Below are 12,591 nucleotides of genomic sequence, written 5' to 3' on the forward strand. Positions count from 1 at the left end.
GCCTACCGGCAGGTTCTAAGCGAGGGAACCGAGCCAGAACCCGCCGCTGGCCGCCGCGACGGACAGCACGGCCATTCCCAGGCCATTGGCCAGTGACGCCAGATAGCGACGTTCCTGCAGCAGGCGAACGGATTCGAAGCTGGCAGTACTGAAGGTCGTGTATCCGCCCAGGAACCCCGTGCCGGCGACCAGATATACCGGCTCGGGAACGATGAAGCCCATCGACAACCCGAGCAATAAGCCCAAGACCAACGAACCCGAGACGTTGATCAGCAGGGTTCCCAGCGGGAAGGTGGCCCGGGTATGGGACTTGACGAAACCGTCGACGAAGAGCCGGGTGCCAGCCCCCAAACCGCCGGCCAGCGACAGGGCAATGAAGAGCAGTGGTGTCATGATCCGGCCTGGCGAAGGGGCCGTCGCCAGCTGGCGGTCGCAAGGCCGGCCCAGGTGGCTGCCGCGCCAATTAACACGGTGGCAGCGATCAGAGCCACCCCGGCCGCCGGACCACCCAGGGGCCAGTGGCCGTCGAAGAGCAGGCGTGCATCGACGGCGAAGGCACTGTAGGTCGTGAACCCTCCGCAGAACCCGGTGCCCAGCATCAGGCGCAGGGTCCGCCGGACACCCTGGTCACTGCCGGCCCGCAGGAGCGATTCCAGCAGCAGGCCCAGCAGGAAGGCGCCGAAGATGTTGATCATCAAGGTGGTGGTGGGCAGGCCGTTGATTCCCGGGAAGGCGAGGGTGAGGCCTTCACGTGCCGCGGTGCCGAACACCCCGCCGACCACGACCAACCCCAGATGTCGCCAGTTCAGATGCGAAGCACGGCTCATGGCCAGACGCCCGAACTGCCGCGGCGGTGGCTGCCCAGCAGGTGGGTGTCCACGATGCCCACGGCCTCCATGAGCGCGAACATGGTGGTCGGACCGACGAAGGAGAAGCCCTTCTTGCGCAAGGCCTTCGATAAGGCAACGGATTCGGCCGAGGTGGTGGGAACCTCATCCATCGTGGCCGGTCGAGGGGTGGCCTCCGGTTGGAAGGACCAGATGAACGCGGCCAGACCCTCCTCTTCTCGCAGTTTGAGGGTCGCGGAAGCATTGCCGATGGTGGCCCTGATCTTGGCCCGATTGCGGACGATGCCGGCATCCCCCAGAAGACGTTCGACGTCGTCCTCACCGAAACCGGCCACCCGATCGGGGTCGAATCCGGCGAAGGCGGCACGGAAATTCTCCCGTTTGCGCAGGATCGTGGCCCAGGACAAGCCAGACTGGAAGGCCTCCAGACTGAGCCGTTCGTACAGGCCCTGCTCGTCGCGGATCGGCAGCCCCCATTCGGTGTCGTAGTACTCGCGCAGCATGCCCTCGGTCGCCCAAGCAGGTCGTAATAATCCGTCCGAACCCCGAATGAGCCCAGCCTCGGGTGAGGGGGGCTGCGATTCGGCGACTGCCATGTGTTTGTCCTTCGAATTGCTCGGTCCAACGTGCCGGAAAGGGCCGGTACGTTGACGCTGAGACGAGTTGATGGGCCCTTCACAGGTTACCTTCCGTGGGCCGCGTCTTCGGAGTTGCCGAACTCCTGACCCGGCGAACTGTCCGGTAAACTGCAGGAAATGGCTTCCACCTTCGTGCACGTTTGGCTCAAGCCCCTGGCCGTCAACATCGCCGGGTGGCTGCTTCTTGTGGTCGGACTGCTGGCCCTCGTCCTTCCCGGCCCCGGGCTGTTGTGCATCGTGGCGGGTCTGGCGGTGCTGTCCACCCGGTATTGGTGGGCCGAAAAGCTGATGCACCCGGTCAAGGCGCGGGCCTACCGGCTGGCCGCCGAAAGCGTGAAAACCCGCTGGCGGATCTTCTGGAGCTCCACCGGTGCGTGCCTGTTACTAGCGATCGGCGTGGTCTGGGGACTGCGCCCACCGGCCCCGGAGTGGTGGCGGTGGCCCCAGGACTGGTGGCTGATCGGTGGCTGGGGGACCGCCCTGTCGATCATGGCCTCCGCAGGTTTCGCGCTCGGACTGATCATCTACACCCACCGGCGGTTCGGGTTGCCGATGAAGGCCCGCCGCATTGCCAAGGACCGCATGGCTAGACGCCGTCGACACCATCCGAGCCGCCGGGAAACCGACCGGAGGGACTCCTAGGCCAGCCGTTCCTTGACGAGGGCGCTGGTGGTTTTGCCATCGAAGCGCCCGGCGACTTCGGCGGTGACCGTCTTCATGACCTGGCCCATCTGGCGCATCCCCGGCTTCACCCCGTCTATGGTCTGGTCGGCAATGGCCCGGTCCACGATGGCGACGACGTCGTCCCGGGTCAGTGGTGCCGGCAGGTAGGACTCGATGAAGGCTGCTTCGGCAATTTCCTGCTCGGCCCGCTCGGATTGGCCGGCCTCAGCATAGGTTTGGGCGGTCTCGCGTCGCCGAGACGCTTCCTTCTGCAGGAGTGCGGTGACCTGGTGGTCGTCCATTTCCATCGGTGTCTTGCCACCCTTTTCGCGGGTGCTGATCTCGCCCAGGACGTTGCGCAACGTCATCAGTTCGGACTTGTCACCGGCCTTCATATGGGCGGTCATATCGAGGCGGAGTTGTTCCTTCAGCGTGCTCATGGGGCGGCCTTTCGTGGCGGATTGCCGAAGCGGATGCTCCCACCATTATCGCCCACCCGGGAACCTGCCGTTGCACGCGGCGGACAGCTGGCCTTAGAAGGTTCGGTGTCCGGCATTGGCCGGCGGCGGCATCGACTGCGCGAAGCGCTCCACACCGAGGGCGTCGACCGTACTGGCCAGACGGTACAGACCGATGATCGCCGCGACCCATCCCGCCAGGATCAGCACGGCGCCCAGAAAGATCAACACCAACGAACCCGAACCAGGTCCGTTGGCGATCCCGTAGAAACTCGCGGCCATGGACGAGGCCGCCACCACGGCGCCGGCCAGTACCGCCAAGGGGCCGACGACGAGGGCCGAGAGTAGACCGCCGACCAGCCAGGGTGCGGAACGGCGCGGACGCCGGGTCATGCGCCGACGGCCGAGGAGTAGTCCATGGTGGCGAACATGCCGCCGATGGCGACGACGAAGATGATCAACAGCAGCCATCCCAGCAGGGTCAGGGAGTTGATGATGATCCCGGCGATGGCCATGCCCCTGCCTGCGGGCTCGCGCCGGAGCCCAATGATCCCCAACACCAGCCCGACGATGGGCACGATGCCGGTGAAGCCGGCCAGGATCGAGACGAGGCCGAGCACCATGGAGGCGATGCTCATCCCGCGCGGTGGGGGAGCGCCGTACTGGATGTAGGGCTGCTGCGGATACTGCTGCTGAGGGTAGTTCCCCGGGTGGGTCATGACGCTCCATCAAAGCTGACTGCGGACGTGATGCTCTCCACGGTAGGCGAGGTGTCTGAACGGCGCCAAGCGCGGAGACTCGCGCAGGAATCCGGTGGATAAACCGGAGCTGCACGATTCTGCGTCAAGCTCGTATATGATTTGGCCAGAAGTGCGAATGGACGCACTGCCAGGCCATCGGGCCAGGGCTCATTCCAGGGGGAAAATTGAAGAAGTTCCTGAGCGGGTTCGCCGCTCTCGCCGCGGCCGTTTCATTGGTTTTCTCCGGAGTTCAGATTGCTGCCGTGACGCAGGCCGTTCCTGCCTCGGCTGCTGTCTCGGTTGCGGCGAAGAAGGCAACCCCAGCGGTGGCCATTCGCAAGATCCCCAATAAGACGGTCAAGGGCTCCGCGAAGGCGAAGGTCAAACCCCTCGTGACCGCGAAGAAGGGGACGAAAGTCGTTTCGAAACGACTCAAGGTCGTCCACGGTCGCAAGACCCTCACCCGCAGTGCTTCAGCCATCTCTCTCAAAGCGGGATCCTACCGGGTCACGACGACCGTGAAGTACAAGGTCGGTAAAGCCAAGCAGCGCACCACCAGCAAGACCCAGTCGCTGGTGGTGAAGAAGAAGGCCTCCGCTTCCAGCAAACGGGTCTACAAGGGATATTCCTGTCCGGCGGGCTACCCGGTGAAGGGAAACCGCACCGGCAGCAAGAAGGAATGGAAGTACCACGTTAAGGGTGGGCAGTTCTATGGCAGGACCAAGCCCGAGGAGTGCTTCAAGACCACCTCGGCGGCCCGCAAGGCCGGTTACCGCGCCTCCAAGCGGTAGGACCCGACCGTGAAGAACACCCGACACCGCCTGACCGCCTGGCTGGTGGCCTTGGGGCTGACTGCGGTACTGATGGGCACGGCCTTCTTCGACGGGATGGTCCCGGCACAGGACTCGGGAGGAACCCAGGTCTCGCCTGAGAACCTCACGTCCCAGCGCGCAGCTCTGGTACTTCAGGCATCGACAGGCCGCACGAAGGTCACACCCGGTGCCAAGCTCACCGGGCTGGCGGCGACCAGGGTGCTGAAAGCTCTGCCGGTGAAAGGCAAGGCGCCAGCGACCGGATATCAACGCAATGTGAAATTCGGCAACGGGTTCAAGGATTTCAACCACAATAGATGCGATGAGCGTCAGGACACGCTCAGACGCGATATGTCACGGGTGAAATATAAGGATCGCAAGCACTGCCAGGTGGCTTCCGGCCGGTTGGACGACGCCTATACCGGACGCGCGATCAACTGGAAGGTCAAGGCCGGCTCCGTGGATATCGACCATGTGGTTGCGCTGAAGAACGCCTGGATTTCCGGTGGGCAGAAGCTCTCCCAGAAGCAACGGCAAGCCCTCGCCAACGACCCGCTGAACCTGATGGCTTCGGCGGCCTCTGCCAATCGTTCCAAGGGCGACCGAAATGCCGCCGAATGGTTGCCGGCGAATAAACGATTCCGCTGCCAATACGTCGCCACCCAGATCAGCGTGAAGCACAAATACGCGCTGGCGGTCACCTCCGCGGAGAAATCGGGGATGTCGCGGGTCCTTCGTTCCTGCCCGAAACAGCGTGCCGCAAAGGTCACGCCGATTAAGCCGGCCGGAACGCCTTCGACCACGGCCCGGAAACCGGCCGCCAAGAAGTCCGCGAAGACAGCGACCCGTCGGGTCCACCCGGGGGCCTTCTGCTCACCGCGCGGGGCGAAGGGCGTCGGCAGATCCAATGGCAAGATCTACACCTGCAAAACCAGCACGACCGACACGCGGGCGCGCTGGCGCCGCTAGGCGTTCGCCGGGGCCGGTGCTGCGACCTTCTCCAGCCGGACCAGTACCGCCTTGGAGACCGGAGTGTTGCTGGCTTCGGCCACCAGGGAGAGCGGCACCAACACATTGGCTTCCGGATAGTAGGCAGCCACGCAGCCCGGAGTCGTCGGGTACTCGATCAGGCGGCACCGGCGCATCACCCGGGACACCCCGTCGTCGTGCACCCCATGAACATCGGCGTAGTCCCCGTCCTTCAGCCCCAACTGGGCCAGATCGGCGGCGTTGACGAAGACCACCTGGCGGCCCTTGTGGACCCCGCGGTAGCGGTCGTTGTTGGAGTAGATGGTGGTGTTGAACTGGTCGTGGGAACGCAACGTCTGCAGGATGAGCGTGCCGGCGGGGCGCTGCAGGTACTCCAACTCGTTGACCGTGAGCATGGCCTTGCCGGTAGGGGTAGGGAAGGTGCGGGTGTCGCGCGGTCCGTGGGCGAGGATGAACCCTCCTTCGCGCCGGATCCGCTGGTTGTAGTTCTCACAGCCGGGAATGACTCGAGCAATATGCTCACGGATCAGGTCGTAGTTCTTCTCAAACCCGATCCAATCGGCATCAATCTTCTCCCCCAGAACCGCATGGGCGATGCGGCTGACGATCGCCGTTTCGGAGAGCAAATGATGAGAAACCGGTTCGACGTTGCCCCAGGACGGGTGTACCGCACAGACGGTGTCCTCGACGGAAACGAACTGTTCTCCGGACTCCTGAATGTCGATTTCGGTGCGCCCCATGGTCGGGAGGATCAGCGCCGCGGCGCCGGTGACGGTGTGGGAACGGTTGAGTTTCGTGGAGATCTGCACGGTGAGGTCGGTGCCGGCCATGCCGGCCTCCGCAACACCGGTGTCCGAAACCGCCGAGACGAGGTTTCCGCCCAAGGCGACGAAGACCTTGACCTTGCCCTGCTGCATGGCCTCGAAGGTCTGGACCGAGTCGAAACCATGGTGACGGGGAGGATCGAAACTGAACTCCCGGCCCACGGCATCCATGAACGATTCGGGCATCTGCTCCCAAATGCCCATGGTGCGGTCTCCTTGGACGTTGGAGTGGCCGCGAATGGGGGAGGCCCCGGCCCCGGGCTTACCGATGTTCCCGCGCAGCAGCAGCAGGTTCATGATCTCCTTGATCGTGTCGACACCCTTTTTCTGCTGGGTGATCCCCATGGCCCACGTGATGATGACCCTCTCGGCGGCCATGTACCGGTTGGCTAGCTCGTCGATCTCGGAGGATTCCAGGCCGGTGGCTTCCAACACCGTTGCCTCGTCCAGGTGGCTCAGATGCTCCCGCAGCTTATCCAGCCCCTGACAGTGGTGGTCCAGGAAATCGTGGTCCAGCACGGTGCGGGGGTTGGCTGCCTCGGCGTCCAGGACCCGTTTGGAGACCGCCTGCATCAGGGCCATGTCCCCGCTGAGGCGGATTTGTAGGAACTGGTCGGCAATGTCGGTGCCCCGGCCAATAATGCCACGGACCTTCTGCGGGTTCTTATACCGGCGCAGCCCCGCCTCGGGCAGCGGGTTGATGGCCACGATATGACCGCCGTTGAGTTTGCAGTTCTCCAATTCGGTGAGCATCCGGGGGTGGTTGGTGCCTGGGTTCTGACCCATGATGATGATCAGGTCCGCGCGTTCGAAGTCCTCGAAGGCCACGGTTGCCTTGCCGACGCCGATGCTTTCGCCCATGGCCCAGCCGGAGGACTCATGGCACATATTCGAACAATCCGGCAGGTTGTTGGTTCCGAAGCCGCGGGCGAAGAGCTGGTAGGCGAAGGCCGCCTCGTTGGAGGTACGCCCACTGGTGTAGAACACCGCCTCGTCGGGGGATTCCAGGGAGTTCAGTTCGGTCGCCAGCACGTTGATGGCCTCGGACCAGGGGATGGGGCGGTAGTGGTCCTCGCCGGCCGGCTTATAGACGGGTTCGGTGAGACGGCCTTGCTGGCCCAACCAATATTCGGTGCGTCCACGCAGCTCAGTGACTGAATGCTCGGCCCAGAAGGCTGAGTCGATGACCAGCGGGGTGGCCTCCCACGTGACGGCTTTGGCCCCGTTCTCGCAAAATTCGAAGGTCTTGCGATGATGCGGATCCGGCCACGCGCAACTGGGGCAGTCGAAGCCGTCCTTCTGGTTCAGCTTCATGACGGTTTTGGCGGTCCGTGCCGGTCCCATTTGTGCCAGCGCCGGACCCATGGAATGCGTGACGCCGGGAATGCCAGCGGCCCATCCCTTCGGCCCGTCCCCGACCTCCAATTCGGATGCCGTCGGCTCGTGTGCTTCCTCGCCATGCTTGGCCACGATGGACCCACCTTTCCGCGACCCCTGGGACGGCGTCCGCCGTCGTGGGCTGACACCCTCAGGACTACCAGTGGGACACGCGCTTCGCAAGGGGTGAAGACCGATCCGGCGTCGTCATTTACCGAATCTTGGGCACCAGGTTGTTAGGCTCGACGGGTGAGTGAATCCAAGGCGGCTGCCGGGCCGCAGATGGTTCCCGGCCGGAGTGTTTCCGATGGTTTCGTCAGGGTGCGCGGCGCCCGGGAGAACAACCTGCTCAACGTGGACGTGGATGTTCCGCGAGACAGCATTGTTGCGTTCACCGGGGTCTCCGGTTCGGGGAAGTCCTCGCTGGCCTTCGGCACGATCTTCGCGGAGGCGCAGCGCCGTTTCCTTGAATCGGTGGCTCCCTATGCCCGCCGGCTGATCCAGCAAGGCAATACTCCGAAGGTCGAATCGATCACCGGATTACCCCCTGCCGTCGCTCTGCAGCAGCGTCGTGGCTCACCGAGCTCACGTTCCAGCGTCGGGACCCTGACCACGCTCTCGAACTCGTTGCGCATGCTCTACTCTCGGGCCGGCAGCTACCCGGAAGGGGCCACCCGGCTGGACTCCGACGCCTTCTCGCCCAATACTGCGGTCGGCGCCTGCCCGGTGTGTCATGGGCTGGGCGTCTCCCATACCGTCACCGAAGACACCCTGGTCCCGGATCCGTCCCTGACCATCCGTGAGGGGGCCATCGCCGCCTGGCCCGGCGCCTGGCAGGCCAAGAACCTGCGAGACGTTGCCACCGAACTCGGGTACGACGTCGATTCTCCCTGGCGCACGCTGCCGCAAAAGGACCGGGACTGGCTGCTGTTCACCGATGAACAACCCGTCGTCCATGTCACCCCGGAACGCGACCGCATCGCCAAGCCCTATAAGGGGCGCTTCTGGAGTGCGAAGTCCCATGTGATGCACACCCTGGCCGAATCGAAATCGGCGACCATGCGTGAGAAGGTCCTCGGGTTCATGGTGTCCGGGCCGTGTCGCACCTGCGCCGGCACCGGTCTGACCGCCGACGCGCTCGCCGTCACCTTCGCCGGCCGTTCCATCTCCGAGATCAACCGCCTGCCGCTCGGGGAACTGGCTCAGCTGCTCCAACCCACGGCCAAACTGACTGAGGAGGACTACGATTCCGTGGCGGCGCCGTCCTCGGGTTCCTCGGGGGAGCACAGTGAGGTTGCCGCGACGATCGCCGCCGACCTGGTTGAGCGGCTCGACGTGTTGATCGGCCTCGGGCTTGGCTACCTGAGCCTGTATCGCGGGACCACCACACTGTCTCCGGGGGAGATGCAGCGGCTGCGGATCGCCACGCAGCTGCGCTCCGGGCTGTTCGGGGTGGTCTACGTTCTGGACGAGCCCTCCGCCGGGCTGCACCCCGCCGATGCCGAACCGCTGCTGGCCGTGCTCGAGGAACTGAAGGCCGGAGGAAACTCGGTGTTCGTCGTCGAACACAATATGGATGTGGTCCGCCGGGCCGGCTGGATCGTCGACGTCGGCCCGCGGGCCGGCGAAGGCGGCGGAGAGGTGCTCTACTCGGGGCCGGTCGACGGACTGGAAGAGGTCAAAGACTCGATCACCCGGTCCTTCCTCTTCGACGCGGAGGACCGGCCCCGCCGGGGTACCGCGGGCAGGATCCCTGACGGCGAACTGGAACTGCAGGGAGTGAGCCTGCACAACCTGTCCGACCTCGACGTGCGCATCCCGTTGGGGGTGCTCACGGCGGTCACCGGTGTCTCGGGCTCGGGTAAATCGACGTTGGTCAGCCGGGTGCTTGCCGATGCCGTCGGTGAGCTGGTTCGTACCCCCGCAGCGGATACCGCCGGGGAAGACGAGACCCCTGCTGCCGACGATGAGACGCTCCACGTGAAGGCCATCCTCGGGGCAGAATGCATCGGACGGCTGGTCAAGGTCGACCAGAAGCCCATCGGCCGGACGCCACGATCGAACCTGGCCACCTATACGGGCCTCTTCGATGCCGTCCGCAAGACCTTTGCCGCCACCGAGCTGGCGCGCCAGCGCGGATATGGTGCTGGCAGGTTCTCCTTCAACGTGGCTGGCGGCCGCTGCGAAAACTGCCTGGGCGAAGGTTATATCGCCGTCGAACTGTTGTTCCTTCCCGGAAGCTATGGGCCTTGCCCGGTATGTCACGGGACCCGGTACAACCCCGAAACGCTTGAGGTGAGGTATCGCGGCCTGAATATCGCCGAGATCCTCGCGCTCAGTGTTGACGAAGCCACCGACGTCCTGGCCGACGTCCCGGTTGCCGCGCGCAGCCTGGAGACCCTGGTCCAGGTGGGACTCGGCTACCTGCGGCTGGGGCAACCGGCCACCGAACTCTCCGGCGGCGAGGCGCAGCGGATCAAGCTGGCCACCGAACTGCAGCGGGCCCGGCGCGGCCATACGTTGTATCTGCTCGACGAGCCGACGACCGGACTGCACCCCGCCGACGTCCAACTGCTGTTGGCCCAACTGAACCGGCTGGTCGACGCCGGGAACACGGTGGTCGTGGTCGAACACGAGATGGACGTGGTGGCCGCCGCCGACTGGGTGATCGATCTGGGTCCCTCCGGTGGTGACGATGGCGGAAAGATCATGGCCGAAGGCACGCCCGCCGATATCGCGGGGGCACCCGGCAGTCGGACGGCGCCCTACCTGCGGGCCCAGCTGGACCTGTAGGCCCGCTGGCCACCAGAGGTCAGCTGGTGTCGCCGGGCAGGGGTGGTGCCGGGACCGATCATGATGCCCGGTCGGGGTGGTGACCACCGTGGTATGCCGTTCGCCGGGAACGATTTCGGTGCTCCACCCGCTTGCTTCCTTGCTGGAGTTGCAATCGGGGCACGGACCTTCCGCGTTGGTCGCAGTGCTCATACCCCCTGCGGCACAGGCCATGACGTGGCCGTGGTGGCGGACTGGGACATCGCACCATAGCCTTCGACAGCTTTGGCCACGGGTCTGGCTTGTCTTGCCCTGAGTTTGCGTCAGAATATCTCCGGGACTAACCGCCCAGGACCTTGAAGAACCAGATAGGGGCACCCCCGGGGACACCCGCAATAGTCATGGGAACGATGGTTGGTCTCGCCGTGACGTGACCGATTGAGTAAGTGGGGTTCGACCCATTTTGTGAACATGATGTTGATAGCCTCGCTAATTCCTGCCCGTGGGAAGCCGCCTGTTCGGGGCGGCTTCCCACGCTGAGTTCAATTAGCAGCAGGGCCTTGAGCCGCCATACTGAGTGCTATAGCCGGAACTGACGAAGGACTGTGCGATATGAATCTCTGCAAGGATGCGCAGCTTGGTCATTTGGGAACTCTTTTCTTCTTTTCAGCAAGAGAACTCTCTCCAAAATCAACAAAATAAGACTTGTCACCACAAATCAATAACTTGGTGAATTGAATGACGGAGGACTGTCCCCTATCTAGTTGCATGAAAATTATGACAAAATCTCGCTTTTGGCGGAATGTGTCGTCACGAGGAAGAAAAGGCCTGCCGCGCCTATGGTCACGGCAGGCCAGACCGTCAGTGGGGCGATCACGCCGAAGACGTCTGCCAGGAGGCCGCCGCCCAGTGCCGCCAGCGGGATCGACCCCATGGTGATCGTGCGTTGTGCGGCGCTGGTGCGCCCGAGGGAGGTCGATGACACGGCGGAAGCTGTATACGCGGCTCCGGCGATGTTGGTCACAGTAAGAGTGACCGCCCACAAGACATGGAATCCAATCAGGAACGGGATGGCCGCAGGGGGCCAGACGTAGGCAGCGAGTGGGAGTGTGGCCACGACTGCCTGCGCGACTGCGCCCCAGCCGAATAGCTGTCGGAGTGGGAGCATTTTCGCCACTTTGGGTGCCACAAAGGTCGCCGCAAGTCCCGAGGCTGCAGCAACCGTGCCGAGAATTCCGAAGAATTGCACCCCCAAGTTCAAGCTTCGCAAGATGAGGATTGGTTCGATTGAGCTCCCAATGGCGAGGCCGATGTTGCCGGCAGCGGTCAAGAGTGTGATCCCCAGCAGGACGCGGTTGCCTATGAGCGTAGAAAAACCATGGGTGGCGCTGGCAATAAAAGCCTTTGCTGACGTGGTGATCTTTTGAGACTTCTCGGGGTGCCTATCCCGTGTGGGGCCTAAGAGGGCCCTCCTGAGGGGCGGGACGAACGCTACGGCAGCGAGGGTGAACATGGCGGTGGACAAAGCCAAGGCGGGGCCGCCTCCCCATGTTGCAATAATCAGCCCAGTCAGGCCGGGGAAGATGATGCCCGCGGCCATGTCAACCGACGCCATTTTAGCGATCACATTCGCGATTTTGCCTTGATCTTCGGTGAGTTGGGGCACAATCGTGGTTTGGGCGTTTTCGGAAGCAACCGTGAGTATTCCGGCGACTGTCACAGCAAACATTGCGGCGAAATCATTCAGGTTGCCTGACAGAAATAAGGTCAGGACACTTGTCGCTCCGAGCAATTTGATGCTCAGTGAGATAGCAAGGACACGTGCCGCGCCGACCCGGTCCACGAGCATGCCCAGTGGCACGCTGAGGAGAAGGAACGACAGAGAGCCGAGTGCGTTGAGGAGACCGACCTGTGTGGCCGAGAATCCCAGGATCGTCACCGTCACTATATTGAGCGTGACGCCGAAAGTCTGATTCCCGCCAGCGTCTGCGGCATTCGACAGTAAGAGGGGACGAATTTTTCGCTGAGGAGAGCTAGTGTTCACGGATCTTCCTGATGGGGTGCGCTGGGGAGTCGGTGTTGGGCGCGGAACAGGACGTCCAATCGAGCGCGGACATAACAATTATTTGATCTATGTAAAACCCATGTCTAGGATAGTGGAATTCAGGATGTGAGTCCAGACTGACGTGCTCTGTCCCTATCGATGGGGTTTGTGGGTGGCGACGGCGCTCAGCGGCGCAGATATCTCCTCCTTACCTGACGTCCACCGACTCAAACCTTTGGGCTGAAACGCTCGCCGAGCCAAGGTTCCTAGCTGGTATCTCCAGGTAAGGGTGGCGCCTGGGACCGATAATGATGCCCGGTCGGGGTGGTGACCACCATGGTATGCCGGTCCCCGGCCACGGTTTCGGTCGTCCAACCGGACGCTTCCTTGCTGTAATTGCAATCAGCACACAGGCCCGCGGAATT

12 protein-coding genes are annotated in these 12,591 nt (G+C 63.5%); 4 read left to right on the forward strand and 8 right to left on the reverse strand.

Annotated elements, in window-relative coordinates; translation table 11 throughout:
- Window positions 1-15 precede the first annotated feature (15 nt).
- The 3 genes from crcB to FM101_RS00180 are packed head-to-tail and all read right to left on the reverse strand — an operon-like array spanning window position 16 to window position 1,444.
- Window positions 16-393, reverse strand: coding sequence for a fluoride efflux transporter CrcB (crcB, locus tag FM101_RS00170; RefSeq protein ID WP_086993696.1), 378 nt, complete (start codon window positions 391-393; stop codon window positions 16-18).
- Entirely contained in the window at window positions 390-827 is a 438-nt protein-coding gene (locus tag FM101_RS00175) for a fluoride efflux transporter FluC (RefSeq protein WP_086993699.1), read from the reverse strand. Before FM101_RS00175 ends, crcB begins: the two co-directional genes overlap by 4 nt.
- Window positions 824-1,444, reverse strand: a complete 621-nt coding sequence (locus FM101_RS00180; RefSeq protein WP_086993702.1) for a DNA-3-methyladenine glycosylase I — start codon at window positions 1,442-1,444, stop codon at window positions 824-826. The genes FM101_RS00175 and FM101_RS00180 overlap by 4 nt, the downstream gene beginning before the upstream one ends.
- Before the next feature lie 159 nt (window positions 1,445-1,603).
- Here FM101_RS00180 and FM101_RS00185 point away from each other — a divergent pair, with 159 nt between their 5' ends.
- Window positions 1,604-2,128 (forward strand): PGPGW domain-containing protein, encoded by a 525-nt coding sequence (locus FM101_RS00185; RefSeq protein ID WP_086993705.1) that lies wholly within the window; start codon window positions 1,604-1,606, stop codon window positions 2,126-2,128.
- Here the strand turns inward: FM101_RS00185 and FM101_RS00190 are convergent.
- The 3 genes from FM101_RS00190 to FM101_RS00200 form a co-directional block, all read right to left on the reverse strand.
- Window positions 2,125-2,589, reverse strand: a complete 465-nt coding sequence (locus FM101_RS00190; RefSeq protein WP_086993708.1) for a GatB/YqeY domain-containing protein — start codon at window positions 2,587-2,589, stop codon at window positions 2,125-2,127. The two genes, FM101_RS00185 and FM101_RS00190, sit on opposite strands and share 4 nt — an antisense overlap.
- 93 nt (window positions 2,590-2,682) lie before the next feature.
- Complete coding sequence (locus FM101_RS00195) at window positions 2,683-3,000, reverse strand: hypothetical protein (protein WP_086993711.1); 318 nt, start codon at window positions 2,998-3,000, stop codon at window positions 2,683-2,685.
- Window positions 2,997-3,326, reverse strand: a complete 330-nt coding sequence (locus tag FM101_RS00200) for a DUF4190 domain-containing protein (protein ID WP_086993713.1) — start codon at window positions 3,324-3,326, stop codon at window positions 2,997-2,999. Before FM101_RS00200 ends, FM101_RS00195 begins: the two co-directional genes overlap by 4 nt.
- A 284-nt stretch (window positions 3,327-3,610) precedes the next feature.
- Between FM101_RS00200 and FM101_RS00205 the strand changes: the two genes are divergently transcribed.
- Both FM101_RS00205 and FM101_RS00210 read left to right on the forward strand, forming a co-directional pair.
- Window positions 3,611-4,138 (forward strand): hypothetical protein, encoded by a 528-nt coding sequence (locus FM101_RS00205; protein ID WP_245806588.1) that lies wholly within the window; start codon window positions 3,611-3,613, stop codon window positions 4,136-4,138.
- A gap of 9 nt (window positions 4,139-4,147) precedes the next feature.
- Window positions 4,148-5,128: an HNH endonuclease family protein gene (locus tag FM101_RS00210; protein ID WP_245806589.1), complete on the forward strand. Its 981-nt coding sequence runs from the start codon at window positions 4,148-4,150 to the stop codon at window positions 5,126-5,128.
- Here FM101_RS00210 and FM101_RS00215 read toward each other — a convergent pair.
- Window positions 5,125-7,443, reverse strand: coding sequence for an FdhF/YdeP family oxidoreductase (locus FM101_RS00215; protein WP_245806590.1), 2,319 nt, complete (start codon window positions 7,441-7,443; stop codon window positions 5,125-5,127). The two genes, FM101_RS00210 and FM101_RS00215, sit on opposite strands and share 4 nt — an antisense overlap.
- A gap of 189 nt (window positions 7,444-7,632) precedes the next feature.
- Here FM101_RS00215 and uvrA point away from each other — a divergent pair, with 189 nt between their 5' ends.
- Window positions 7,633-10,143, forward strand: a complete 2,511-nt coding sequence (gene uvrA, locus FM101_RS00220) for an excinuclease ABC subunit UvrA (RefSeq protein ID WP_086993739.1) — start codon at window positions 7,633-7,635, stop codon at window positions 10,141-10,143.
- A 754-nt stretch (window positions 10,144-10,897) separates the two neighbouring features.
- On the opposite strand, the gene FM101_RS00225 is transcribed toward uvrA, so the two are convergent.
- The gene (locus FM101_RS00225) at window positions 10,898-12,166 is read right to left on the reverse strand and encodes an MFS transporter (protein WP_179204186.1); all 1,269 of its coding nucleotides are present in this window, start codon (window positions 12,164-12,166) and stop codon (window positions 10,898-10,900) included.
- Between the last annotated feature and the right edge of the window lie 425 nt (window positions 12,167-12,591).

The organism is Arthrobacter rhombi (assembly GCF_900163545.1).
GTDB lineage: Bacteria > Actinomycetota > Actinomycetes > Actinomycetales > Micrococcaceae > Arthrobacter_H > Arthrobacter_H rhombi_A.

Excerpts from the sequence above, each read along its gene's own strand:
- crcB (WP_086993696.1), bottom strand. The coding sequence starts at position 393 with ATGACACCACTGCTCTTCATTGCCCTGTCGCTGGCCGGCGGTTTGGGG.
- FM101_RS00175 (WP_086993699.1), bottom strand. The coding sequence starts at position 827 with ATGAGCCGTGCTTCGCATCTGAACTGGCGACATCTGGGGTTGGTCGTG.
- FM101_RS00180 (WP_086993702.1), bottom strand. The coding sequence starts at position 1,444 with ATGGCAGTCGCCGAATCGCAGCCCCCCTCACCCGAGGCTGGGCTCATT.
- FM101_RS00185 (WP_086993705.1), top strand. The coding sequence starts at position 1,604 with ATGGCTTCCACCTTCGTGCACGTTTGGCTCAAGCCCCTGGCCGTCAAC.
- FM101_RS00190 (WP_086993708.1), bottom strand. The coding sequence starts at position 2,589 with ATGAGCACGCTGAAGGAACAACTCCGCCTCGATATGACCGCCCATATG.
- FM101_RS00195 (WP_086993711.1), bottom strand. The coding sequence starts at position 3,000 with ATGACCCGGCGTCCGCGCCGTTCCGCACCCTGGCTGGTCGGCGGTCTA.
- FM101_RS00200 (WP_086993713.1), bottom strand. The coding sequence starts at position 3,326 with ATGACCCACCCGGGGAACTACCCTCAGCAGCAGTATCCGCAGCAGCCC.
- uvrA (WP_086993739.1), top strand. The coding sequence starts at position 7,633 with ATGGTTCCCGGCCGGAGTGTTTCCGATGGTTTCGTCAGGGTGCGCGGC.